The sequence below is a fragment of the Robertmurraya dakarensis genome (genome assembly GCF_900156875.1).
GTDB classification, from domain to species: Bacteria; Bacillota; Bacilli; order Bacillales; family Cytobacillaceae; genus Robertmurraya; species Robertmurraya dakarensis.
Window position 1 is genome coordinate 309,117 of sequence record NZ_LT707409.1, and the last position, 26,335, is coordinate 335,451.

The 26,335-nt window shown below is 41.0% G+C and carries 25 protein-coding genes; 16 read left to right on the forward strand and 9 right to left on the reverse strand.

All coding sequences use genetic code 11. From position 1 onward, the window contains the following. Positions 1-149: 149 nt before the first annotated feature. From CZ487_RS10720 to CZ487_RS27130, 4 genes are all read right to left on the reverse strand, one after another. Positions 150-1,136, reverse strand: coding sequence for a diaminopimelate dehydrogenase (locus tag CZ487_RS10720; RefSeq protein WP_077212170.1), 987 nt, complete (start codon positions 1,134-1,136; stop codon positions 150-152). 214 nt (positions 1,137-1,350) lie between these two features. Beyond that, positions 1,351-2,562, reverse strand: coding sequence for an amidohydrolase family protein (locus CZ487_RS10725; RefSeq protein ID WP_077212171.1), 1,212 nt, complete (start codon positions 2,560-2,562; stop codon positions 1,351-1,353). A 6-nt stretch (positions 2,563-2,568) separates the two neighbouring features. After that, positions 2,569-3,663, reverse strand: coding sequence for a hypothetical protein (locus CZ487_RS10730; protein WP_077212172.1), 1,095 nt, complete (start codon positions 3,661-3,663; stop codon positions 2,569-2,571). Positions 3,664-3,839: 176 nt separating this feature from the next. Then, the gene (locus CZ487_RS27130; RefSeq protein ID WP_202617823.1) at positions 3,840-4,010 is read right to left on the reverse strand and encodes a hypothetical protein; all 171 of its coding nucleotides are present in this window, start codon (positions 4,008-4,010) and stop codon (positions 3,840-3,842) included. Between the two features lie 253 nt (positions 4,011-4,263). On the opposite strand from CZ487_RS27130, the gene CZ487_RS10735 reads away from it, so the two are divergent. Then, a complete protein-coding gene (locus CZ487_RS10735) occupies positions 4,264-4,785 on the forward strand; it encodes a gamma carbonic anhydrase family protein (RefSeq protein WP_084783214.1) in 522 nt (173 codons plus the stop codon). Positions 4,786-5,032: 247 nt separating this feature from the next. Here the strand turns inward: CZ487_RS10735 and CZ487_RS10740 are convergent, their stop codons facing one another. Continuing rightward, entirely contained in the window at positions 5,033-6,793 is a 1,761-nt protein-coding gene (locus tag CZ487_RS10740) for a sulfatase family protein (protein ID WP_337189737.1), read from the reverse strand. A gap of 154 nt (positions 6,794-6,947) precedes the next feature. Here CZ487_RS10740 and CZ487_RS10745 point away from each other — a divergent pair, with 154 nt between their 5' ends. From CZ487_RS10745 to CZ487_RS10755, 3 genes are all read left to right on the forward strand, one after another. After that, the gene (locus CZ487_RS10745) at positions 6,948-8,651 is read left to right on the forward strand and encodes a WG repeat-containing protein (protein WP_077212174.1); all 1,704 of its coding nucleotides are present in this window, start codon (positions 6,948-6,950) and stop codon (positions 8,649-8,651) included. Positions 8,652-9,020: 369 nt separating this feature from the next. Further along, complete coding sequence (locus tag CZ487_RS10750; RefSeq protein ID WP_419865715.1) at positions 9,021-10,958, forward strand: TRAP transporter permease; 1,938 nt, start codon at positions 9,021-9,023, stop codon at positions 10,956-10,958. A gap of 32 nt (positions 10,959-10,990) precedes the next feature. After that, positions 10,991-12,004, forward strand: coding sequence for a TAXI family TRAP transporter solute-binding subunit (locus CZ487_RS10755; protein ID WP_077212175.1), 1,014 nt, complete (start codon positions 10,991-10,993; stop codon positions 12,002-12,004). Between the two features lie 124 nt (positions 12,005-12,128). Here the strand turns inward: CZ487_RS10755 and CZ487_RS10760 are convergent, their stop codons facing one another. The 4 genes from CZ487_RS10760 to CZ487_RS10775 all read right to left on the reverse strand — a co-directional run bounded on the left by CZ487_RS10760 (position 12,129) and on the right by CZ487_RS10775 (position 15,172). After that, positions 12,129-12,602: a thioesterase family protein gene (locus CZ487_RS10760; RefSeq protein ID WP_077212176.1), complete on the reverse strand. Its 474-nt coding sequence runs from the start codon at positions 12,600-12,602 to the stop codon at positions 12,129-12,131. Positions 12,603-12,671: 69 nt separating this feature from the next. Beyond that, positions 12,672-13,634, reverse strand: a complete 963-nt coding sequence (locus CZ487_RS10765) for an L-carnitine dehydrogenase (protein WP_202617824.1) — start codon at positions 13,632-13,634, stop codon at positions 12,672-12,674. A 2-nt stretch (positions 13,635-13,636) separates the two neighbouring features. Next, positions 13,637-14,530: a beta-keto acid cleavage family enzyme gene (locus CZ487_RS10770; protein WP_077212178.1), complete on the reverse strand. Its 894-nt coding sequence runs from the start codon at positions 14,528-14,530 to the stop codon at positions 13,637-13,639. Positions 14,531-14,611: 81 nt separating this feature from the next. Continuing rightward, complete coding sequence (locus tag CZ487_RS10775) at positions 14,612-15,172, reverse strand: GbsR/MarR family transcriptional regulator (protein ID WP_077212179.1); 561 nt, start codon at positions 15,170-15,172, stop codon at positions 14,612-14,614. A gap of 265 nt (positions 15,173-15,437) precedes the next feature. On the opposite strand from CZ487_RS10775, the gene CZ487_RS10780 reads away from it, so the two are divergent. The 12 genes from CZ487_RS10780 to CZ487_RS10835 form a co-directional block, all read left to right on the forward strand. Continuing rightward, a complete protein-coding gene (locus CZ487_RS10780; protein ID WP_077212180.1) occupies positions 15,438-16,577 on the forward strand; it encodes a betaine/proline/choline family ABC transporter ATP-binding protein in 1,140 nt (379 codons plus the stop codon). 13 nt (positions 16,578-16,590) lie between these two features. Further along, positions 16,591-17,244 (forward strand): ABC transporter permease, encoded by a 654-nt coding sequence (locus tag CZ487_RS10785; protein WP_077212181.1) that lies wholly within the window; start codon positions 16,591-16,593, stop codon positions 17,242-17,244. A gap of 13 nt (positions 17,245-17,257) precedes the next feature. Beyond that, positions 17,258-18,175 (forward strand): osmoprotectant ABC transporter substrate-binding protein, encoded by a 918-nt coding sequence (locus tag CZ487_RS10790; RefSeq protein ID WP_419865746.1) that lies wholly within the window; start codon positions 17,258-17,260, stop codon positions 18,173-18,175. Between the two features lie 17 nt (positions 18,176-18,192). Further along, entirely contained in the window at positions 18,193-18,870 is a 678-nt protein-coding gene (locus CZ487_RS10795) for an ABC transporter permease (protein ID WP_077212183.1), read from the forward strand. Between the two features lie 61 nt (positions 18,871-18,931). Next, entirely contained in the window at positions 18,932-20,650 is a 1,719-nt protein-coding gene (locus CZ487_RS10800; protein ID WP_077212184.1) for a CocE/NonD family hydrolase, read from the forward strand. A 472-nt stretch (positions 20,651-21,122) separates the two neighbouring features. Beyond that, on the forward strand, positions 21,123-21,536 hold the full coding sequence (locus CZ487_RS10805) for an RrF2 family transcriptional regulator (RefSeq protein ID WP_077212185.1): 414 nt from the start codon (positions 21,123-21,125) through the stop codon (positions 21,534-21,536). Positions 21,537-21,627: 91 nt separating this feature from the next. Beyond that, on the forward strand, positions 21,628-22,005 hold the full coding sequence (locus tag CZ487_RS10810) for a hypothetical protein (RefSeq protein WP_077212186.1): 378 nt from the start codon (positions 21,628-21,630) through the stop codon (positions 22,003-22,005). Positions 22,006-22,164: 159 nt separating this feature from the next. Then, positions 22,165-22,905, forward strand: a complete 741-nt coding sequence (locus CZ487_RS10815; RefSeq protein ID WP_237562857.1) for a GNAT family N-acetyltransferase — start codon at positions 22,165-22,167, stop codon at positions 22,903-22,905. 287 nt (positions 22,906-23,192) lie between these two features. Further along, on the forward strand, positions 23,193-23,558 hold the full coding sequence (locus CZ487_RS10820; protein ID WP_077212187.1) for a DUF4260 domain-containing protein: 366 nt from the start codon (positions 23,193-23,195) through the stop codon (positions 23,556-23,558). 210 nt (positions 23,559-23,768) lie between these two features. Beyond that, the gene (locus CZ487_RS10825) at positions 23,769-24,584 is read left to right on the forward strand and encodes a pentapeptide repeat-containing protein (protein ID WP_077212188.1); all 816 of its coding nucleotides are present in this window, start codon (positions 23,769-23,771) and stop codon (positions 24,582-24,584) included. Positions 24,585-24,699: 115 nt separating this feature from the next. Further along, positions 24,700-25,629: a diacylglycerol/lipid kinase family protein gene (locus CZ487_RS10830; RefSeq protein ID WP_077212189.1), complete on the forward strand. Its 930-nt coding sequence runs from the start codon at positions 24,700-24,702 to the stop codon at positions 25,627-25,629. A gap of 246 nt (positions 25,630-25,875) precedes the next feature. Further along, a partial coding sequence (locus CZ487_RS10835) for a DoxX family protein (RefSeq protein ID WP_077212190.1) occupies positions 25,876-26,335 on the forward strand: 460 nt, incomplete at its 3' end.

A 26,335-nucleotide genomic window follows, 5' to 3' on the forward strand; every position in this document is an offset into this window, starting at 1 on the left:
CTTTATTAGAGTGGATAAGCGGAAATTCTCCTCTTATTTATCCTTCTCAGGCTTCTTCTGTATACATTAGCGGGAAATTCTCCGCCTAAATAAAGCATGGCAAAATTCATTGCCATGCTTTTTATCAGTTATTTAACCTGTTATACCTCTTATAAATAATCTCTTCTTAATTCTTCTGCAGATTTCGGTGAAATATAGCTTGGTGCGATATCAAATGCTGTTTTTGCACCGTATTGTTTTTCCTGGCTTAGACGGTAGGCCGCGCGTGCATAGGCCACTAGCACACTTGCTGTAAATTCAGGATTGCTTTCTAATTTTAAAGAAAACTCATAAATTTGCTTGTTGTCTTCTCCTGTATTACCACCGCGAATCACAAATCCGCCGTGCGGTGCTTTTGAGTGGTCACGAGCTAATTCTTCTTCTGAGATAAAATTCACTTCTGTATCATAGTCAGCGAAATAGTTTGGCATCGTCTTAATTTCATTTTCGATCGCTGCTTTATCTGCGCCTTCTTCAGCAACAATATAGCAAACACGGCGATGCTTTTCAGCTGTTGTTAAAACAGGACTTACACCGCTGCGTACTCTTTCCATTGCATCATCCGATGGAATCGTGTATTGTACACCATTTTTCACTCCATTCACACGTCTTACTGCATCTGAATGTCCTTGGCTTAGGCCTTTTCCCCAGAATGTATAGTTTTCACCATTCGGTAAAACAGCTTCAGCTAATACACGGTTAAGAGAGAATAAGCCTGGATCCCAGCCTACTGAGATAATCGCTGTTGTGTTATGCTTGCTCGCCACTTCATTCACAGATTGATAGAATTCAGGAATTTTCGCGTGCGTATCAAAGCTATCGACTGTGTTGAACATGCTTGCGAATTGAGGAGTTTGTTCTGGCAGGTCTGTGGCAGAGCCTCCGCAAAGCAGCATAACATCAATCTTATCTTTAAAATCACTTGCATTTGAAATATGTACAGCTTGGACGCTTGCATCATCAAGTTGCAGATTTTCTGGATCTCTTCTCGTAAAAACGGCAACTAACTCCATGTCTGGATTTTGTTTGATCGCTTTAACGGCACCTTTTCCAAGATTTCCGTAACCAACGATTCCTAATTTGATTTTTGTAGTCATAGTCAAGTCTCCTTTTTGTCGAATTGATATTTCTTTTATATTCTAAGAATGTAGAATAATAAGAGAATCACTCTAAATCTATCGAAGATTTCCTTCATTATAATATGGGAATAATCATTTTTGAAAGTATTTCATCATTTTTCTGAAAATAATAGAATCATTGTCATCCTATGAATATAAAAAAGTCCGAACTGAATGTCCGGACAGTTGGCAGCTAATCGCGATTAACGACTTTTGAACCTTTATAAAAAACGGATTTAATTTTATCGATTTCGGTCATTTCTAATCCTGGAATTCCCTCGGCCGCTAAGAAGTTCGCATCCATTCCAGGTGCCAGCATACCAAACTGTTTCTCTTTTCCTAAGAGTTTGGCAGGGTGATAGGTGAGAAGGGCAAGAATGTCATTTTCGTCAAATCTGTCCTTCAGCAGCTGCATGGATGGGTGAGAGATGAGCATTAGTGATTCTGGTCCACGCAAGGAACGATCCTTAAATGGGAGCCATTGAACATGTTCGTAAGGCGGCAAATAGGCATCAGTTGAAATCGAGACAGGTATCTTTTTTTCTACTAACTCGGCAATCTCATCAGGTGAATTTGGACGTAAATGCGTTCCGCCCATCGGTGTCGCGACAATAGGAATGCCTTTGATCGCAGCGTATTCTATTTGTTCCTTAGTCATACCGTGAGCATGATGCAGCACATCAAAACCAGCTTCCAGTGCCAACTCTATTCCTTTTTCTCCGGCTACATGGCAGCCAATTTTCTTTCCTAATCCATGATAAATGTTGACGATTTCTTTTAACTCATTCAGTGTGTAAATGATTTCTCCTGCTTTTGGTACGTCTTCAGGTGTGAAATTGGCAGGAGTAGCATTGATAAAGACATTTTCACCAGGATAATCGCTGTTTTCTGCTATCTTTCTGACCAAGCTAGGGGACGTTAAATCTGACTGTGGCACTTCTTTTGAACTTGTCACAGACGTGAAGTGAGCCATTTCCTCAAAACCGACAGAGATGCTGGTTGCAGCAAAAGAAATATCGATAGGAAAATCTTTAACAATTTTTCGATAATCAGCGATTGTGAAATCGCATAAAGGATGCCCGCAAATTTGCTCCCCTAAAGCGGTGATTCCTGAAGCTAATGCTTGAAAAAGAATTCCTTTTCCAGCAATAAAATGTGTTTCCGGTGTAACTGGATATAGAGAGGCAGGGGCGAATTCCAGTAAATGTGTATGACAATCGACGAGCCCAGGGGTGATGACATAGTTTGAATAATCGAGTACATCTATGCCTGTGGAATGGGCCCGCAATTTATCCCAAGCGTCTACTTTGGAAATCTTTCCATTTTCGATCAGCATGGCCCCGTTTTGAATGCTTCCCATGGAGCTGACAGTCACAAGTTTTTTACCGCGAATCAAATATTTCATTATTCATCACACCAACAATGGAGTCAGCCAATAGCCTAATATGACGGCCGTTATGATACGAAGAATCAAGCCGATAATCGCTGCCCCCAACACTTCTCTTTCTGTCAAACCGGAGGATTCAGCCCAAGTGACGGGTACTTGACCGAAGATGACCGATAATGGCAATCCAGAATTCGCTAGAACAAATGAACCGACAATCAATCTTGGATCGATGGTCGCCGCGAGTTCGGCTAGTTGAGCAACCGCTAAAGTTGGAGCCGCCAGTATGGAAACAATTCCGGTCGTTGGTTCAATACTTAAGAATGTCAGACTGGAGGACAGGCCGCTTTCAATAAATCCCCAAATGCCAGCAAATTTCAGACCACCAATGAATAAAAATACGGCAGCCACGGCAGGGATGATCGTTAGAAAAAGGAGTTCCGCTCCTTCTTTTGCTGATGAGAAAATGGTTTGTAGGAATCTAGTATTCGGTGTGAAGCGGGGAAGCTCGATTAACTCTACTTTTCGAGTATCCCGATAAATTGTTTTTGAAAGAATGAACGGAACGACAATCATCGGTACAAAAATCGATAAAATAACTAATGGAAAAGCGCTGATGTTAAAGGCAGCAAGCGCGATAAGCCCGAGTACAAAGGTGGCAAAGGATTGCGGAGATTGAATCATCGTCGCCACGGCCATTTTCTGTTCCGCTTTTGTAGCATTTGCTTTTACTAAAATGGGGCCGGCAATTTTCCCTGCGGCATTAATGTCGCCAAGAATGTTGTAGACGCTCGGTACAACAACAGATGGATTGATGTTCATCCATTTCATAAAGGGCGTGAAAATTCGTATGAGTCCGTCTGTGAACCCAAGCCTTTCTAATATTCTTCCGGTGATAACGCTTACAATGATAGCTACTCCAATTTCACTCGTTAGAAAAATATCAACCACAACCGGTTTGACTTCCTGCAACATGATGTTGAACAGCTGAGATAAGGAATTAGGAGCAAATAACAGCAGAAGGAAGGACCCAAACACTAAAAGAACCCCAATGACCTCCCACATATGCCATTTGGTCCGAGATCCCGTCACCATAGACTGCGGAGATTGATCCTTTTTCATAGAAAACACCTCCAAACTTTATTACTGATTATCATATTCTTGTAGGTGAATGTGGTGCTTGTGAAAAGGGGAGAGGACCGAAGTTGTTTAAGGTGTGCTAGTATTTGAATTCAGCATGAAATTAAATAAAAAAGCACCAAATCCTGTGATGGATTTGGTGCTATGGTTAATGAAGATCATTTCGAACTGCTAATGTACGTTTCAAGTGCAGGGTGGAATTCCTTTTGGAAATGTTGATCTGGACATGCTTTTATGATGATTCCTTTAACGATATTGGATTGATTTGTTTCTAACGTTTTATGGCAATGCGGGCATTTTTCACTAAAAAGGCGTTTAAATAGATTCATAGGTAGCCCTCCTTATTCCTTTAATTCCTATATATTTAATATGAATTATAATGGGAAGTCCGAAAAATTTCAATAAGCAATTCGAAGTGCAGCGAATATCCTTGTTATTTTATGAATCTAGTAAAGTTTGGTGAAAGACATTCTAGTAATGTTGGCCTTCATGTATATTTGCCAATTTTCGAATTCAGTAGTATAGTTATATTCATAATTTTCTAAATTTACATTTTTAATAGAAATCAAGGGAGGGGTAACATTGATCTATTCGCTAAAAGGGAAATCTCCGCAAATACATTCTTCCGTGTATTTGGCTCCGGGGAGTCATGTATTGGGAGATATTATTTTAGAAGAAAATGTGACGGTGTTATTTAATGCTGTGATTCGGGCAGAGGCTGCTCAAATCAGGATCGGAAAAGGGTCCAATATTCAAGATAATTCGACTGTTCATGTGGATAGTGGATATCCGGTGAATGTTGGGGAAAACTGTGTTGTTGGGCATAATGTCATTTTGCATGGCTGTACGGTTGAAGATGGATGTTTGATTGGGATGGGAGCTACGGTCATGAATGGCGCTGTGATTGGCACAGGATCAATTGTTGCTGCGGGTGCATTAGTGCCTGAAGGAAAAATCATCGAGCCTGGGGTGCTGGTAGCGGGTGTCCCTGCAAAAGTGGTTCGCAAACTCTCAAAAGAAGAAATCAAAGGAATTGGAAAAGGTGCGGACGCCTACAAAAACATCGGGCGCATGTATACAGAAGAAGGAATCTTTGATAAGTAGCCACTCACCTTTTCTAATAGACTGATAATCTCATGATTAATACATTTTGGGTCTGAAGGATGGTTCTAAAGGCCGCTTGAGCTTGGTTTTATCGTATACCCGGCCATTAGAAAATTCTAAAGGCCCCCCTGACCCTTTTTTACCGCTTTTGCGGACATTAGAAAATTCTAATGGCCACTGGGGCCTTATTTTTTCAATATAAGGGCCATGAGAACACTCCAAATAACTCTTCTATGTCATCCACTGCCTACTCCCCAACATTCCAAGGCGTTAACCGTTTCTTTTGTGACTGCGATTCCAGCATCTTAAGCAAGATATTTTGAATCATTTTTGTTTCGGCTGTGGCATACCTGGGGTGTGCTAAATTTTTCTCCTCCAGCGGGTCGAAGGACAAATTGTATAATTCGTATTGTTCCGGAACGGGTTCATTTTTCGTCGTCTTCACTTCAACCGCTGCCTCACGATGATCTGAAAGAGCAAAGGACCCTTTTGTGATCACAACTTCGTCTTCCACATTCGGATTGCTCCAAAATTGCGGGTTATCGTAGTAACGCGAAAGCTTCCAGATCTCTTCCCGTTGATTTCCCCCGGTCTTTAATTTCGTAATCACCGTTTCCAAGTGATTGGGCTGCGAAACCGATTCATAAGGTTCACCCAGCAGTGTTTCTTGATGCAGCCCTTTAGAAAATTCATCATCTGTCATAAAATACAGAGGCTCATTGGCACGTGGAAATTCCTCATTTCCATAAAGCAGCGGAGTAAGATCACGCCCAACAAGGGGCTGTACCTCTGAATGATCCTCACGTAGTTTATCCTGAACTTCTTGTATCGAAATGCCAGCAAGGCTCAATAATGTCGGAATCACGTCGACATGGCTTGTAAGCATCTTGGTTTCCTTTTTACCAGAGAAAAGTTTAGGGCTGTGAATGATAAACGGGACATGAATGGATTCTTCATAGGCATTATGCCATTTCTGGAACAATCCTCCATGGGCCCCGAGTAAATCACCATGATCGGATGTAAAGACGACAATCGTATTTTCTCTAAAAATGGACTGTTGTAGAGCTTGATACACCTTGAACATTTCATGATCTGCTTCTTTTTGCAGTGAGTAATAAAGTCTTCTGAAAAAGAGGCTATCCCTCGTCGGCTGCAGGGCTTTTTGATACGTATCACGATAGGAGGCATGGGCTGTTGGCTTAGTATCTAGTGATTCTGCCGCTGTCGGAGCTGGTGGAATTGGAGGAACAGTGGGGTCTATTTTAAAATCAAAGGTAGGAAGTAATCTTGTAAATAAGCCATTTAGCGTAATATCATGCGGGTTAATAAAAGACGACACAATGAGCCACGGCTCAGAATCCTTGGAATGGCCTTCTTCCAGCTCTTTCAGCAGCGTTACGACTTCTTCTGCGTATACACTATCCCGCCCGCGGATTCCAGTTGAAGCTGATGAACCTGAATTTCTCGGGTCCGTGCCATGTGGTTCAGGACCTATCCAGTCTGAAAAACCATACTCATTAAGGCGGTCTGCCTGTTCATAAATTTGTTCATTCTTGAGATTCCGTTCTCCTGTACTAGGATCATAGCTTGGCAGGGCGTCCTTTGTACCAGGGATGATAATGTCTTCGTTTGAGATATGCCATTTTCCTTTCCAAAAAGTACGATAGCCGGCAGCGCGGAAGTAATCTCCAAGAGTTGGTACACTGTTAGGGTCCAGCCAAAACTGGTCGGCATCAAACGATCCTTTGGCGGCACCAGGGGTTTGGGTTACGCCATGAAGTGATGGATACTGTCCTGTAAAAAGCGTTGTCCTGCTGGGGGAACAAGCGGTACTTCCAATATAGTGATTTAAGAAGCTCATACTATTTTCTTCTAATAGACGGTGGGTTTTTAAATGGGTTCTGCGCCATTTCTTTAATTCTTCATTTTCATATACCGTTGGAAAACGTTCTTCATCGACCATTATAAAAAGGAAATTTGGCATGATGCCAGGTTTTTTCTTTGTCACAGTAAATCCCTCCCAATAAAGCATTCATGCCATATAGTATGTAGATGACCAAATTTCTGATTACTAAAAAAGATATTGAGCTGCATTCTGTACCGCACTCAACGAAAGTATCCTCCATATGATATTGGGAAGTATGACATGGGGGAGAATCACTATGAACAATAACAGAATAGAGAGGGTTTTGTTTCCGGTTTCTATTAAAACGATAGGTGGACAAAAATGGGGCTATATCGATCAAAGCGGACAGTTTCAAATTTATCCGCAATTTACAGAAGCAGATGGTTTTCAGGATAATGGACTTGCCATTGTCTGGGTTGATCAGCAGGCCGGGGTCATCGACAAAACGGGGAAGTTTGTGATTCCTCCAATTTATGAATGGATACAGCCGTTTTCTGAGGGACTTGCTGTTGCTTTATTAGAAGGAAAAGGGAATTTGGTAGTGGATGAAAAAGGGCAGGTAGTGACTGCTAAGCATTATCCATATATAAGCAATTACAAAGAGGGTCGTGCCTATTTTCAAGATGGAAACCTTTCTGGTTATCTTGATGAAAAAGGAAGAGAAGTTATTCCGCCAAGATATGAATATGCCAATGATTTTCATGATGGTAAGGCACTTGTTAAAATAAAGGAACAGAATTATGCTCTGATCAACAAAAATGGGGAAGTGCTGCAACCTTATTTTTACGAAATGATGGGGGATTATGGAGAAGGTTTCATTTCTTTCAGGAAAAAGTACGATAGCAAGTCAGGATATGTGAATGAAGCTGGTAAAGTCGTGATCCCGCCTCGTTTTACAAGTGCCATGCCGTTTGAAAAGGGCAGGGCGATTGTTAATCTTTCGGAGAACAGCAAGTATCAATACGGGCTGATTGCTAAGAATGGATCCTATGTCATTCCCCCGTTTTATCATGATATTAATATAATAGGAGAAACTCGTGTTTCCCTTGGAAAAGCGATTGACCCAGAATATCCGTCTATAGGTTCTGTCTTTGCCGTCGCTGATAGTAAAACAGGGCGGTTGCTTACTGACTTTCTCTACGACACTGTCCATGATTATGATGGAGAATTCAGTTCGGTGATACAAGGCACAGAGTCCTTTTTTATAAATAAAATGGGGCAGAAAGTGCCGTACCTTCCTGTTATAGATGGCATCGGCCATCTTAGTATAGAGGGGGGAGTGATCAAAGCGTTTGTTGATGAACGAATCTCTTATTATGATTTAAAAGGCAGCTTGATTTGGACGCAAAACCAGACCATTCCTCTGACTAAAAAGATCAGTATAATAGAAGAAAAATACAGACCTAATAAAAATTATCTCGTTTATTATCCGCAGATCATCGGAGTGGCTTCACAAAACAATGTTAATCAAAAATTGAAGGAGCTATCACAAGTAAAGCCTATCCCAGCTCACGAGCCATTATATTATAGTTATTCCGGGGATTTTACCGTGGTCTTATTTCAAAAGTACTTGCTTGAATTGGAGCTTACAGGATATGAGTATCCTTTTGGGGCCGCGCATGGCATGCCGACCCTAACGCATGTGAACCTTGATTTGCGGACTGGCCGAATGTATCGCCTCCAAGATTTATTTAAAAGAGGAAGAGATTATATCAATGTCATTAGTGACATCATTAATAAGAAAATAAATGAACAGCCTGAGTATTATTTTTCACAGGATGAGCCGGCTGTGATTAAAGAAGACCAGCCGTTTTATGTCACAAATGAACAACTGGTCATCTACTTTGCTCCCTATGAAATTGCGTCTTTTGCTGTCGGGTTTCCGGAATTTGAAATTCCTTATAGAGAAATTCGTTCAATCATCGATAAAAATGGAGCTTTTTGGAGATCGTTTCATTAACCCTGATATAAGAAGGGGCACTCACGTTAAAATGAGTGCCCCTTCTTCATTTTTTCGAATATAAGTCCCGCTGAAATAGAATCCATGTTCAATTCTTTAAGCGCTTTCATTTGGCTGGTAAAAACAAAAATACTTAGCATCTGTTTTTAAAATAATGTTCGATTTTTTCCGGTTAAAACTTTAAATAAATATGAGGTGAGAAAGTTTTTTTATGGAGAGCTAAATAACTAGTTTTCTATTAAATGAAGTTAGACTATTAAAGCATGTGATTAACTACTACTTTAAAGCCTCTTCGTATTGACGTACTAAAGAAACTACACTAATATAGAATAAACCACAGAAGATTTATATTTTTTCAACAATAAGGAGGTGGCTGCCTTGAGCAAGGAAATGGAATTAGTAGAGAAAGTTGATAGTGAGTTTCGTGTTCGTACATACATAGGTAAAACTGCAAAGGCTGTGACTGGACTAGCAGTGCTTTGGTCGGTTTTTCAAATATTTGCTGCAGGTTCAGGTGTTTTTGATGCGATCTCCTTAAGAGCATGGCATATGATGTTTCTTCTCGTTGTTACATTCTTACTTTATCCTGCTACAAAAAAAGGCAAACGGGAGCTTAAGTTCCCTTCAGTATTCGATATTATTCTTATCTTATTAAGTATAGCGTCAACCGGGTATTTACTAGCTTCCTATAAAACGATTGTGCTAAGAGGAGGCTTTCTGCTGCTGCCAGATTACATATTTGGTGCGATCGGCATTTTGATGATTTTTGAAGCGGCACGCAGGGTGGTTGGAAATCTAGCAATCTTAGCTTTAATATTTTTCCTATATAATTTCTTCGGTCCGATGGTCCCTGGTATTTTTGGACATGGCGGTTTTAGCATCAAGCGGATCATTGATTATTTGTTCTACGGAAGCGAAGGGGTTTTTGGAATCGCAATCGGTGTTTCCGCAACCTTTGTGTTCTTGTTTATCTTATTTGGTGCTTTTTTAAGCAGAAGCGGATTCAGTCAATTTATTAATGATTTCGCATTAACGATTGCAGGGCGTTCTCCAGGAGGACCGGCAAAAGTGGCAGTCATTGCCAGCAGTTTAATGGGTATGATCAATGGCAGTGCCCTGGCCAATGTGGCAACAACGGGGACACTGACCATTCCTCTTATGAAAAAAAATGGCTATAAGGCCAGATTTGCTGCCGCTGTTGAAGCGGTTGCCTCAACAGGCGGTCAATTTGCTCCGCCGATCATGGGGGCAGCAGGATTTGTGATGGCAGAGTATTTAGGTGTTTCTTATACAGTAGTCATGATTGCCGCGATTATTCCGGCGTTTCTCTATTATTTAACCTTGATCATGGTGGTTCATTTTGAAGCGAAACGTCTTGGGTTAAAAGGTCTTTCGAAGGATAATATTCCGAAAGCAATGGATGTGCTGAAGAAACAAGGACATCTGTCTCTTCCATTAATTGTATTAATGGGAATGCTATTTATGGGGTACACCCCGCTGTACGCAGCAGTGTTTTCAATTGTCGCCTGTGTAGTCGCAAGCTGGCTGCGCAAGGAAACGAGAATGGGTCTAAAAGACATCATCTTAGCGCTTGAAGAAGGGGCGAAAGGTGCAGTGGGCGTTGCCGTTGCCTGTGCCGTTATTGGTGTCATCATTGGAACAGTGTCACTAACAGGTCTCGGTCTGAACTTTGGTTATGCGGTGATGAATTATACGAATGATAGCTTGCTCATCGCCGGGCTGCTCGTGATGATTATGAGCATCATTTTGGGAATGGGCGTACCTGGTGTGGCAGCGTATGTCATTGTTGCAACAGTTGGTGCTCCTGTATTAATTAATCTTGGTGTTTCACCGCTTGCTGCTCATATGTTTGTGTTAATTTACGCTTGTTTATCCAATATCACACCGCCAGTGGCACTTGCTTCTTATGTGGCGGCAGGGATTGCAGGGACCAATCAAAATCAGGTGTCCTTAACTGCCGTAAAGCTTGGATTAACCGGGTTTATCCTGCCATTCTTCTTTATTTTTAATCCGGCGCTGCTCCTTGGAGCAAATCCGTATTCTGAGAGTATTATCCCTGCGATTACTGCGATTATTGGATGTATTTCACTTGCAGCAGGGCTTCAGGGCTGGCTGCTGACGAAAGCGAATGTGGTTCAGAGGGTTATTTTTGCAGCAGTTGGTATTTTAATGATTACACCAGGTAGTTTAACGGACTATATTGGGATTGGTTTATTAATAATAGTTATAGCTTGGCAGTGGGCTGCAAAAAGAAAAGTGGCCCAAATCAGTCAGACTATTAACTAATTATGTATATATAAAAAGGGGAGGTCTACAAAATGTTAAGAAAGAAAAAAGGCTTTCTAGTATCAATGATGCTAGGTGCAGCCCTTGTGTTAGGTGCATGCGGCGGCGGAGATTCTTCAAGTCAAGAAGGTGGCAGCAGTGAAGAAGGAGCTAAACAGCAAAATTTAAATTTCCCTACAGCAGGAACAACGGGTACCATCTATCCGCTAGGTTCAGCGATGGCAAATCTTTGGGGTACTGAAATTGAAGGGTTACGTGTCAATGCTCAAGCTTCTAATGGCGGAGTTGACAACTTGAACCAAATGAAAGAAGGAGAAGCGCATATTTCATTCGCTACTTCCGGGATCATTTGGGAAGCTTATAATGGTGAAAGAGGATTTAAAGATCGTAAATACGAAGATGTTCGTATTGTAGCTGGTCTTTACTACAATCCTAATCAGTTTGTTGTTCGAGAAGGTTCAGACATTGAATCTGTTGGTGATTTAAAAGGAAAGAAATTTGCACCAGGTTCAACAGGAAGCACACCGGAAGTTGAATCAAGCATTATTTTACCAGCGTATGGAATTAACTATCCAGATGATATCAATGCTAACTTTGTTGGATTCACAGAAGCGATTGATTTAATGAGAAACAAGCAAATTGACGGTGCTTTAATCCAAGCAGGTCTTCCAACTGCGGCAGTTACAGAAATGACTTCAACTGCTGATGGAAAATTAATCGGCATTGAGCCAGAAATCCGTAAACAATTAATGGAAGAATATCCATGGTACTCTGAAATGACAATCCCAGCTGGTACATATGAAAACCAGGAAGAGGATGTTGACACACTTGCGATTAAAATGATGTTAATGGCTGATGCATCTGTTGATGAAGAAACCATCTACCAAATGACAAAAGTATTCTGGGAAAACCTAGACCAGCTTGAGTCTACACATGCGATCGTCAAGCAAATGGAAATCGAAAATGCAGTAACAGAGCTTGCAGGTATTCCATTGCATGATGGTGCGAAGCGTTATTATGAAGAGCAAGGTTTATTAGAAGAATAGAGGGTTTTGGGAGAGTCAGGACAATTTTGTTCTGGCTCTTTATTTTCGATTCAATCGTACAAAAAATGCCCTCTCCAAATGTAATGCATGGAGAAGGCATTTTTATCGTGTAGAGCTTGATAGGTCACTTCCGTATTCCAATCACTCTACCAGCCTGTTTAGGCTTCGGAAGATCTTGCTGCGAGTTACCTAAGTTTTCAATGGCAGCTTGGATAGAAGAAGGGAAGGGAGATGGCCGTCCTTCCTTCATATCCATGCCCATGAGCATTTGCTCACTTGTTGCAAGGGGTGCGCCGTCAGCGTTAAACATTGTGAAAAAGGCATGCATTCTTTTAGAATCGTAATCTAATAGTTGAATATCCACGTGCAGTTCCTCATCTTTATGTGCTTCCTGTAAATAACATAGATGAGTTTCCAAAGTATAAATTGAATACTGATGTTCTTCACGAAAGGCTTCATCAATCCCTAAATCTACCATCAGTTTATCAACAGCCAAACTGAATACAAGGGCATAAGCGTGGTCTGTCATATGACCGTTATAATCAATCCAATCATGGCGTACATAATCTTGTAAAAGAGGATTTTGAATAGAACTCATATAAGATTCCTCCTAACTATAGTGATCGCAGAAGTGTACTTCTGCGCCATCTGAATTTCTTTTAAAAAATTATATTTTCCCATTCAAGTTTGCCCCAGGCCAATATTTTGAAAGCAGCTGCTGCAATTCGATTAAGAAATCGTCGCGTCTTTGTTCCAATTCAGAGATCGTGGTTCCGGCCGTTTGCTGTTCACAGCCATTAATGACTTGATTGCTTAACTCCTCCGTTAATTCTGGTGCGACTAATTTTGTCCAAGGCAGCTTCAGCGCAGGACCGAATTGTTCCAGCATATGTCTCATCCCTTGTTCTCCGCCGGCAAGATGAAGCGTTAAGAAGGGGCCCATTAATGCCCAGCGCAGACCAGGCCCATAGATAATCGCAGCATCGACTTCTTCTGTTGTTGCAATTCCGTCGTTCACGAGATGAAGGGCTTCACGCCAAATGGCTTCCATTAAGCGGTCGGCGACATGACCTTCGATTTCAGCATTGATGACTAGCGGCTTCATTTCAATAGATGAATAGAATTGTTCAGCAGTTTCTACCACTTCAGGTGCAGTCTTTTTCCCGCCGACTAATTCTACTAAAGGAATTAAATAAACAGGGTTGAATGGATGTGCAACAATGATACGTTCAGGACGTTCACAATCTGCCTGAAGGGTTGATGGCATCAGCCCAGAGGTGCTGGATGCAATGATAGCATCAGGTTTTGCAAAAGAGTCGATTTGAGCAAGCAGCCCTCGCTTTAATTCTTCACGTTCAGGAGCATTTTCCTGGATCAAATCTGCATGAGCAACCGCCTTTGCGAGGTCGGGTTCAAAGGTAAGCCGATCTTTTGAGGCCCCTTCGGCAAGTCCTTGTTTTTCAAGAGCTGGCCAAGCTTGTTCAACTGCGGCACGCATACGTGCTTCAGCATTCGGTGCAGGGTCTGTTGCAATGACATCATAGCCTTGTGATAAAAAGCGGCCAATCCATCCGTTTCCGATTACACCTGTTCCAACTACGGTTACGTTTTTAATAGATTGTGAGTTCATATTTATTCAGCCTTTCCGTGCGGGTTTTTTAATCCTAAAAATGTTCGTGCTTCAGCAGGTGTCATCGGACTAGCGCCTAGACCAGCCATAATGGAAGCTGCTTTTTCTACCAATTGTGCATTGGTTGCGAATACGCCCTTATCGAGATAAAGATTGTCTTCCAAACCAACACGTACATTTCCGCCTAGAAGCATTGATTGAATTGCCATTGGCATTTGCATTCTGCCGATTCCAAAAGCAGACCAGTGTGCATTTTCAGGAAGCTTATCACGCATATACAACATGGTTTCCGCGTCTGCGTCTGCTCCCCATGGAATGCCGAGACAGAATTGGAACATTGGATCGCCATCAATTAGGCCTTCATCGATTAATTGCTTCGCAAAACGAAGATGTCCGGTGTCAAAGCATTCTAATTCTGGCTTTACACCGCTTTTTTGAATAAGACTTGCTTGTTTGCGAAGCCAATCAGTTGTGCTTATGTACAACTGATCCCCGAAATTGACACTTCCACAATCAAGGGTGCACAACTCTGGCAGCAAGGCACCAACCGGCTCATGCCGTTCTTCAGGTGTTTGCATATCAGTTCCAGGACCGCCAACGGCAGGGTTTTCTTCACTTGGAATCCAGTCACCTCCACCTCCAGACGTTAAATTTAAGATCACATCTGTATCGGATTCACGTACTCTTTCCACGACCTCGCGAAACAAATTTGTATCGTGGCTGATTCCGCCAGTTTTTGGATCACGAACATGGATATGGGCAATCGTTGCACCAGCCTTTGCAGCATCAATGGCCGATTTCGCAATTTCATCTGGTGTAACGGGTACATGTGGGCTTTTGTGTGCAGTATCTCCAGCACCTGTGACGGCACAAGTTAAAATGACATTTTTACGCATATGAATTCCTCCTCATATAAAATAAAAAAAGAAAATGGTTTCTCTTCCCATTTTCTTTTTTGGACATCAAAGTAGTGTAACTTACGGTTTTGGAACATGCTTAAAGATTTCTCCGCTTTGGAAAAACTCGACAAGATTGGCAATCCATTGATAATAATTGAGCCATTCCTTTGTTTCTAACAGCAGCTCATTAATCCTTTGTTCCGTATCTTCATTGATCTTTCCGCTGTCCAAGACAGCATTCAGCTCAGCTGACAACTTCTTTTCAAACATCTTGTTTTTCTGAATAGCTTTTTGCCAGTTGGAGGTGAATAGCGAGATGAAGGTTTGATAATAATCTTGTTCTACATTATAAAGGTCTTTTCGAACACCTTTTTCAAACACTTTTTCTGCTATATTTAGGTCAACCATCTCACGGACGACCTGACTCATTCGCGTTTTACTCATACCTGTTGCAGTTGACAGTTCATCAAGTGTCATCGGCTTTCTATTGATATAAATAATCCCAAGAACACGGCCAACAGTAGTAGATACTCCGAATGTGTGCATATTGTCCGCGATTTTATCAACGAACTGTTCTTCTAAATGTTTAAGTTTATCTCCTGGTTGTTCATTCAAATGAATCACCCTTCCACTATCCATCTACAATGCCACTTTAACATAACTTACAGGAATTCCTAAAATTAGCATTAGAGAGTATTAAAGAGTATTTAGGAGAATTTATAAGCAAAGTATACATTAAACTTTGTACAATAAAAAGTTTACGTGAATATTGTGTAATTTGTACAGTTTATAAACTTTATATTTTACAAACTTTACTTTATACTGAGTACATTGCTGAGTGTTGACGAATGCTATTCGCGATTCACAAGTTAATTAATAGAAAAAACATGGAGGTGGCTTACCTTTGTTGAAATTTGATAATGTTTCGAAGGTATATAAAGGTGGAAAAAAAGCGGTTCAGAATTTAACCTTAGAATTTGAAAAAGGTGAATTCATTTGTTTTATCGGTCCGAGTGGATGCGGGAAGACAACAACAATGAAAATGATTAATCGCTTAATCGAACCAACTGGAGGAAGTATTTCTATAAATGGTGTAAACATTATGGATAAGGACCCGGTTCAACTAAGAAGAGAAATTGGCTATGTGATCCAGCAGATCGGGTTATTTCCTCATATGACCATTCAAGAAAATATCTCTCTAGTATTGAAACTATTAAAATGGCCGGAGGAAAAGCGCCGTGAACGGGCAAAAGAATTATTGACGCTTGTTGATATGACACCAGATTATTTGGAAAAGTATCCTCATGAATTGAGTGGAGGGCAGCAGCAGCGTATTGGAGTTCTACGTGCATTAGCCGCTGATCAGCCGCTTATTTTAATGGATGAACCATTTGGTGCGCTAGATCCAATCACAAGAGATTCTTTGCAGGAAGAATTCAAAAAGCTGCAAAAGAAGCTTGATAAAACGATCGTCTTCGTTACCCATGATATGGACGAGGCGATTAAATTAGCCGATCGAATTGTGATCATGCGTGATGGCCAATTAGTGCAATGCGACACTCCTGATGAGATTTTACGAAATCCTGCTGATGAATTTGTTGAAGAGTTCATTGGGAAAGATCGTCTTGTACAAGCAAGACCGAATATTCAAACAGTCGAGCAAATTATGAATCCAAATCCTAGTACGATTACAGGAGATGGCACTTTATCAGAAGCGATTCAATTAATGAAGCAAAATCGAGTGGATTCTTTACTTGTAGTCGATGAAAACAAGGTGTTACAAGGCTTTATTGATGTTGAAATCATTGATCAAAAACGGAAAAAAGCAACCCGCGTTTCCGATGTAGTCGAGTCTGAGCTATTTACGGTTGAAAAAGGAACACTCGTTCGTGATACGATTCGTAAAATTCTAAAAAGAGGGATGAAGTACGTACCGGTAATCGATGAAGAAAAACGTCTAATTGGAATTGTGACAAGAGCTAGCTTAGTAGATATTGTCTATGATTCTATCTGGGGCGAGGACGAAATTTCAAACATAGGATAGGAGGGAGTTGACCATGGAAACGATACTACAATTTTTAAGTACAAATGGTGGTGAAATGCTCTATAAAACCTGGGAGCATTTGTATATATCAGTAATCGCAGCACTTTTAGGGATACTCGTAGCGGTGCCGCTTGGCATTTTTCTAACACGATTTCCAAAAGGCGCTGGATTTGTGATGGGAGTATTGGGCGTCATCCAAACTTTCCCAAGTTTTGCGATTCTAGCATTCTTTATTCCATTATTAGGTGTCGGAAAAACACCGGCCATCATCGCGTTATTTTTCTATTCAGTCCTACCTATCTTGAGAAACACCTATACAGGTGTCAGTGGTGTAAAAAAAAGTTTACTAGAAGCAGGGCGCGGGATGGGTATGACTGGATGGGAACGGATTCGGTACGTTGAGGTACCGCTTGCCATCCCAGTCATCATGGCTGGTATTCGTTTGTCTACCGTTTATTTAATCGGGTGGGCAACATTAGCCTCATTTATTGGAGGCGGCGGATTAGGGGATTACATCTTCAGTGGTCTTAACCTTTACCAAGCAGAGTACATTATTGCTGGTGCAATTCCAGTCACTGTGTTGGCACTGTTAACTGATTTGGTATTAGGGAAGATTGAAAACTGGGTAACTCCTAAAGGTATGAAAAAAATGAAGGAAGCAGCGTAAGGGAGGGGGCATAATAATGAAGAAAAAAAATTCGTTCGTCCTGATATTGACCGTTGCATTTACGATGCTGCTTAGCGGCTGCTCTCTTCCTGGCTTGAGTGGACCCGCTAAAAATACGGTTGCCGTAGGGACATTAGGTACTTCAGAGTCACAAATTATGGGAAATATCGTTCGTTTGATGATTGAACATTATTCAGATGCACAGGTAGAAATGGTGAATAATCTTGGATCTTCTATCGTTCAGCATCAGGCAATGTTGAACGGCGACATTGATATTTCGGCAACAAGATATACCGGAACAGACCTAGCTGGAGCACTCGCGATGGAACCGGAAAAAGATCCGGAAAAGGCGCTTGAGATTGTGCAGCGTGAGTTCCAAGAACAATTTGATCAAACTTGGTTTGATTCCTATGGGTTTGCAAACTCTTATGCGTTCACCGTTACAAGTGAGTTGGCGGAAAAACATAATCTCGAAACCGTCTCAGATCTTGAGCCTCTCGTCGATGATTTAAAACTCGGCGTTGATAATTCTTGGCTGAAACGGAAAGGGGACGGCTATGAAGGCTTCGTGGCAGAATACGGCTTTGAGTTTGGCGAAACCTTCCCGATGCAGGTTGGTCTTGTTTATCAAGCAGCCGCGAATGGAAAAATGGACGTGGTTCTTGCTTATACAACAGATGGACGGATCAAAGCATTTGATTTGAAGGTCCTTGAGGACGATAAACGCTTTTTCCCGCCATATGACACATCTTTAGTAGCACGAAATGATGTATTAAAGCAGCACCCTGAGCTGGAAGACATTTTACAAAAGCTATCAGGGAAAATCTCGACTGAGAAAATGCAAGAATTGAATTATGAGGCAGATGGAAAAATGAAGGAACCTTCTGTCATTGCGAAGGAATTTTTAGAAGAACATGATTATTTTGAGTAAAACGGGGAGGTGACAGGATGGATGTCATTCAAGATATAATCGTTTATTATTCGCAAAATGCAGGCTATGTGTGGGAGCAGTTTTACCGGCATTTTCTAATGTCTGCTTACGGGGTATTGTTTGCTGCGATTGTAGCAATTCCGCTTGGAATCCTCATCGCAAGGCATCATAAATTAAGCACATGGGTCATTTCACTGGCAAATATCATTCAAACCATTCCGGCGCTGGCGATGCTTGCAGTGCTGATGCTTGTGATGGGACTCGGAACTAACACGGTTGTATTTTCTTTATTTCTATACTCGCTATTGCCAATCATTAAAAATACGTATACCGGGATCCGCAATGTCGATCATGCCTTGCTTGAATCTGGTAAAGCGATGGGAATGACAAAGTTCCAAGTGCTGCGCATGGTCGAACTGCCGCTGGCCATGTCGGTCATCATGGCAGGATTAAGAACAGCATTGGTCATTACAATTGGGATTGCTACCATCGGTACTTTTATCGGTGCTGGTGGATTAGGGGATATCATTCTGCGTGGTACGAATGCCACTGATGGAACGGCCATCATTCTAGCAGGTGCGATTCCTACAGCATTAATGGCTGTGATTGCTGATATCGTGATGGGCTATCTTGAAAAGAAATTATCACCGAATAAGAAAAGAAAATGCACACAGCATCAACAGCAGGCAACATAAACATATCGTCCATCCTGACATTGATTTGGGATGGACTTTTTTTAAAAGGAGGAAGTGACGAATGGAAATTCAAGAAATATTACTGGAGAAAAACGTTCCTTGTAAAATGAGGGATGGGGTAACATTGTATGCAGATATTTACCGCCCAAAGATGGAAGGGAAATTCCCGGTATTGCTGACACGCCTTCCTTATAATAAGGATTTGCCATTCTATTCGCATCGCTATCTTGATACAAACAGACTGGTTCAGAATGGATATATTGTAATTGTACAAGATGTAAGAGGAAGATTTAATTCTGAAGGAAAATTTTATCCTTTTTTACATGAAGCAGAAGACGGTTATGACACGGTGGAATGGGCAGCTTCATTGCCTTACAGCAATGGAAATGTAGGCATGTTCGGTTTGTCTTATTATGGGTATACGCAGCTATTGGCAGCGACGGAGCAGCCGCCGCATTTAAAGGCGATTTTTCCTGCAATGACATTAAATGATTGGCGCAACAATTCCTTGAATGACGGAGGGAAGTTTCTTGTCGCATCAGCAGAAACATGGGCACTTGAATCGGTTGCTCCTGATCAGCTGAAAAGGAAGCATGGTGACGCGCAGGAATATGAAAGTATGATGAAAAAGCTCGTTGAGTACGACAATGACATTGAGCAATGGTATCAGTATAGACCGGTTGAACAGTGGCCGCCGTTAAAAGAATTGGGGGTTGCGGAGTATTTCTTTGAAATGTTGAATGGAAGCCTGCCTGAGGAGTATTCCGAGAAAATGAGTATCCTCCACAAATATCCACAAATCAACGTACCTGCTTATCATATCGCCGGATGGTACGATAATCTGTTAGAATCAACGCTCAAGAACTATAGCGAGTTGCAAAAAAGCGGCCAAGCACAGCAGAAATTAATCATCGGCCCATGGGGGCATGGTCTGTTTAGCTCGGTGATTGGTGAGAGAAATTTTGGTGTTCATTCTTCGGAAGATGGGATTGATTTAACTGGTCTGCATATTTCTTGGTTTGATCAGTGGTTAAAGGGAAAAATTGCTCATGAAAATGAGGCTCCGGTTAAATTGTTCGTAATGGGGATCAATGAATGGCGTGATGAATACGAATGGCCGTTAGCTAGAACAACGTACATGTCTTATTTTTTACATAGCAAGGGGCATGCCAATACCCGTTTTGGTGATGGTTCTTTAAGTGTGGAACAGCCGGGAAGTGAGAAGGTGGATACGTTTGTTTACGATCCAGGTAACCCTGTTCCTACAAATGGCGGAGGAACGTTATATGCGGGCGTAAATACGCTGGGGCCTAAGGATCAGCGGATATTGGAAGAAAGAGAGGATGTGTTAGTCTACACATCAGAACCTCTGGAGTCACCACTGGAAGTAACAGGCTCCGTGAAAGTGAAGCTATGGGCAAAAACAGATGCTGAGGATACGGATTTTACCGTAAAGCTCATGGACGTACTTCCAGATGGCAAGGCCTATAATTTAACGGACGGAATTGTTCGCGCCAAGTACCGAACTGGTCATGATATTGGTGAAAAGATTAAAGGTGAAATCTTGGAGTATGAAATGGAATTGTGGCCTACGAGCAATGTATTTCTGCCGGGGCACTGTATACGAATTGAAATCTCCTCTAGTAATTTTCCGAAATATGATCCCAACTTAAACACAGGTGAGACGATGATTTCGAGTGTGGAGCATAAGATTGCGAAGCAAACGATTTATCATGATGAAAAATATCCTTCGCAAATTATTTTGCCTGTTATTGGGTAACGAAATGGAGATCAGGTTCCTTTGGGATCTGGTCTTTTCTATTGGGAAGAGCACGGTCTTATGGACCAGATTTGCTGTTTTCCGCTGGTTTTGGGCGTTTAGAAATTGTCTAACAGACCAGAGCAGAGGATTTCGAGATGATTTGGGTCTTTAGAGCATTTCTATTGACCGTTTTCGGTGTTTTCTACTTCAGTTTTGGTCTTGATGCGGTTTTTTTATTATTTTTGGATTATTTTGGTAGAATCAGGTCGATAAATAATTTTATTAATACATTATTGGAATATTTTAGGATAATTAAGTTGTAAATCGATTTTATAAAAAGGAATAAATTGCCGGAATAGAGGGGAAACTCACTATAACCCCTTGAATAAACTTTTTACCCCTTAAGAAGAGCCTTGATGATCAAGGTTCTTTCTTGCATTTTTTCACTGTAACATTTATGATTACAGTACCATCTCTTAGGAGGATTAAGATGAATAGTGACTTCACTTTGGCAGTTCACAGTTTAACCCTTCTGTCACTGCTTCCAGACAGGATGTCAACAAGTGACGCCATTGCGGAGAGCGCTTGTGTACACCCGGTTAGAATACGAAAAGTATTAGGACTTTTAAAAAAACAAGGGTTTATACAATCAAGGGAAGGTACTGGTGGAGGGTTTGTTTTTACGAAAGAACCGAGTGAGGTTAGTTTGTGGGATCTTTACCAGCTAACGGCGAATGGAACAATACAGCCCAAATGTCCAAAATCGAATCATGAGTGCATCGTTGGTTCAAATATGAAGCATGTTCTAACCTCGATCTTTGAGGATGGGGAAGAGTATTTAGGCAGTTTTCTCAATCAATATACCATTCAGGATATCGTAAAACAGGTAAAACAGGAGTCATAAGCAAATCTCTTTTCATTTTGCAGCATTCTAGCTAAAATGTAAAAATAAATATTACAGTTCAGTAAAAAAACATTTAGGGTGGTGAAGGCGAATGGAACAGAATCAACTTGAAGTGGGGAAATGGGTGAAAGGCAATAATCGAGATGGAGCAATGTTTCATGGATTTATCGATCATGTTGAACCGTTCCTTAACAAAGTCTTTGTGAGAGTGGTCAATAGTGATCATGAGGAGATTATCGGAAAAACCATCTCCATGCATGAATCAAAAGTAACTAGCATTGAACCTGTAACGAACTATTCAAAAGGAGCGATACTCGATTTAATCGATGTGGCATTGCTTATAAAAGATGAAAAATGGTTTGCTGAATTGTCATCACAATTAGAAGCAATCACGAAAAAAGGAAATGCTGATTCATCCGTTAAGAAGACTGTAAGTGGCAATGGACGGGATACAATAGGAAGAATCTAATAGAGTTATTGACCCGTTTTATGAGGGCTGATACAGAAGCAGAGGGGACTCCCTTTGCTTTTTTAATAGGATAAAGAGGACCAAGGTTTTAGTGTTTTGATATAATCTAATCACATGGTGATTATGTTGTAGATCGAAACAAGAACGGAGAGAAGAGAATTGAGTAAGAAATCAAAACCTCGAAAACGCAAGACTATGGATGAATTCGAGGCAGATTATGATGATGTATTTTATTTTATTGCGGGATACACAGATGGCGGGGCCCCATACGGATTAACTTGGGAAGAGGTCGTTTCCCAAGAATTGCAGTTTCGGCCTGCAAGGAAAAAAGAAGCGAAAGCGGTGGCTGAACTCATTCATCTAGCAATTGGAGATATTGCCGAAAAGCTCACAGGACAAACGAAGACAGATAATATCCGTGAAACGCTAGCTAATTTTTTCCGTGAAGAGAATAATCGTCTGAGCCATCAAAATACTATGGTGGCAGATATTTATGATGAAGCAGCGGGAATTGTGATTACCTATCCTGGAGAAGATGCGGCTATGTTGGACGAACCAATTTTGAAGAGATTAAGAAAGAAAAGAAGGAATGAAGAAATTATCCTGGATAAAGAAGCAGATGAGGGCGATTTTTACATAGATACACTTTGTGTTCATGAAAGGTTTCGCGGCTGCGGGATCGGAACGGCACTTATCAATCAAGCAGAAAAAATTGCGAAACAAAAGGGTTACACTAGAATTTCTCTCAATGTTGACCGAGATAATCCGTCTGCTAAGAAACTGTATAAAAGTCTTGGATACCATGAGCAAAAAACAATTCAGATTAAAGGACATCCTTATGATTATATGGTGAAAATACTTGATGACATAAAGGATAGTAAAAGTGAATTTCCCTTTTGACTGGGGAGATTCACTTTTTAATTGTAGCAAGATCCTTACACTTTGATGTTGTTGGAACGCCGTTAAACCCTTTTTGTGAAAAGAGCTCAAGGGATGTGTAAAAAAATTTTTCCTTTGTACTTTGGGTCATCTTCCGAATCCTCTGTCGTTTTATCATACACGAACGGACGTTAGTATGTAATTTTTTTTGTTAGTAATTGGAAAAAATGTATTACATATCGTATGAGGAATATTATAATAAATTTGTGCACTAACGTTCGTTAGCTGCCTTTATGGGGAATTAAACAATGGGGATAGGGGATGGAAGGTTGAGAGTAACATTAAGGTTGGAAGGGTTGGTTGTATTTTTGCTTGCGGTTGGCTATTACTTTCTAAATGACTATAGCTTGATCTTATTCTTGGTACTACTGCTTGCGCCAGATATAGGAATGATCGGTTATGCCATCAATACAAAAACGGGGGCAGCAGTGTATAATTTATTCCACACTTATTCAATCCCGCTGCTTTTCATATTTTTGTCTATGTTCACGAAACAGGACACCCTTTTAATGGTAGGCTTGATTTGGACTGCTCATATTGGGATGGACCGCGCATTAGGGTACGGATTAAAGTACAGCACCGGCTTTAAAGATACACATCTAGGAAAATTGTAATTTTCTTTAGCGTTGGGTATAAAAAATGACTTATAAACGGAGAAAAATAATGGAAGCTTTTATTACTGCAGAACAATTAAATTTTAAAAAGAGCAAGTGAAAAACCAAAGCTGTAAAAATCATTTAACTTTAATTGAAAAAGTATATGAATTTGTCGACAGGCTGAGAGGTCATTCCTTTAAAGCCCGTTTGTAAAGGGATGAAGTATAAATGAGTAAGATTGTTGAAGATTACAAGGCAGATTGTGAAAATTGTTTTGGGTTATGCTGTGTTGCACTGCCCTATGCGAAATCTGCTGATTTTGCTTTCAATAAAGACGGCGGCACGCCTTGCAAGAACTTACAAAAAGATTATCGCTGCCGAATTCATAGCGATTTACGGAAAAAGGGTTTTAAAGGGTGTACCGTTTACGAATGTTTCGGTGCAGGGCAGAAAGTCTCTCAAGTGACTTTTCGCGGGAAAAACTGGCAGGAACATCCAGAGGAAGCACAGGTAATGTTTGAGGTTTTTCCTAAAATGCAGCAGCTTCATGAAATGCTTTATTACTTGAAAGAGGCGCTTGGCCTCGAGGAATCGCGCCCATACCTTACTCAATTGAAAAAAGCTATGCTGGAAACGGAACGCCTTACCGAGTTATCTCCCACAGCTATTCTAGAACTGGATATCCCACGTCATAGAATGGGTGTTTCTGATTTACTATTAAAAATAAGTGAAGATGTCCGGTCAAAGATCAGACGAAAAACGACAAAAGTAACGAAAACGATGGGGCTGATAGGGGCGAATCTAAAGGGAGCAGATCTTAGAGGCAGCAATTTCAGAGGCGCATTGTTAATTGCGGCTGATCTGCGAAAAGCGGATTTAAGATCCTCTGACTTCATCGGCGTGGACTTAAGGAACGCAGATTTAAGGGGAGCTAACTTAACCGGCAGTATTTTTCTAACCCAGGCACAAGTGAATGCAGCTAAAGGTGATATTCATACGAAATTACCACCTCAATTAAATATTCCACATCATTGGGTGGAATAGAACCTGGCCTAAATTTGGGCTAGGTGTTTTTGGGTTTCAGGGAACGGAAGAAACATTGTCAACTCTCCAAAAATAAAATACTATTAAGGCATCACTGGGATATTGAGGTATGACTATGAAACTATTATTTTTTATTATTAATGAAAAAGCAGGGAACGGCAGCGGGCGGAAGGTATGGCAAAAGCTTAAACATGAACTAGATCAAAAAAAGGCAAATTATCGATCTTTTCATACCAAGTATCCTCAGCATGCGGAACAATTAGCGAGACAGCTGTGTTCAATGTATCATGACAAAATTGAGGCGATGATTGCCGTTGGGGGGGATGGTACGATACATGAAGTTGTAAACGGAGCGGTTGATTACCCGACTATCAAGGTGGGATTTATTCCCGCAGGTTCCGGGAATGATTTTTCGCGCGGCTTTGGCGTGCCGAAGTCTCCTATTGAAGCGCTGTCTCTTATTTTAAAAAATAAAAGCGGGAAGAAATTTGATATTGGTCAATACAGGCTGAAGGGAGCTTCGAAAAAAGGTTATTTCGTCAATAGCATCGGTACTGGGTTTGATGCAGCCGTTTCGAAACTGACGAATGAATCAAAAATAAAGAAATATCTTAATAAGGCAGGCTTAGGATCCCTTGCGTACGTTGGTGCAGTGCTCTTTCTTCTCTTTACATACAAACTGACAGACGTTGTCGTTGAAATGGATGGTGCAATCTACCGGTACGAGAAGGTATGGTTTGTCACGGTCTCCAATCAGCCATATTATGGCGGCGGGATGAAGATAGCTCCAAATGCAAATCCCGCTGACGGACTTTTTGATGTTACCATTGTTCATCATCTTTCTCGATTAAAGCTTCTCTTCCTATTTGTTACGGTGTTTTTTGGGAAACATACTAGCCTCAAAGAGGTTGCTCAGCATAAAGGACAAAGTGTATCCATACAATCCAACGACTCGATGCAGCTTCATGCGGATGGTGAAGTAATCGGTCATATCCCGGTGCAGGCGGAAGTGCTGCCTCGGAAGATTTCCTTTTTGGTGAAATAAGAGGTTTTGGTGCTGCTGTTGCTGTGTACACGAAACTAGGACTTGATGTAATTGAGGTAAGGATGGAAGGTGGATTGAGACTAGCTACCTTTCCACAATCTCCAAGGTGAAAATGTGTTCAATATTCCGTCATAACTTTATTACGCATTTGTGACATGTTTCACAAAGTGCTGATTGTCCGTCAAGTTCATGGTATTCTCTGAGTATAGAAATTATCTTATATATTCCTGAAAGGAAGAGATCATAATGATCAACAAAACACTAAGAGAAAATAATATTGCAGCAGGTTTTTTAACATTAATTAGATTATATCTAGGATACGCTTGGCTGACTGCTGGGTTTGGTAAACTAACAGGTGGATTTGATGCTAGTGGATTTTTAGCAAATGCGGTGAAAAATCCGGTTATGGGTCCGGATGGAAGTCCTGTATATGGTTGGTATGTAACGTTTATTGAAAGCTTTGCCCTTCCAAATGCTGCTTTATTCAATGTGATGATTCCATGGGGAGAGTTCTTGGTTGGATTAGGACTTATGCTTGGTTGTTTAACTACGGCAGCTGCTTTCTTTGCAGTCGTGATGAACTTTGCTTTTATGCTTGCTGGAACTGTATCTCACAACCCAACAGATATCTTAATGGGCGTTATCATCATGGCAGCTGGATATAATGCAGGTAAATTTGGATTAGATCATTATGTATTACCAATCT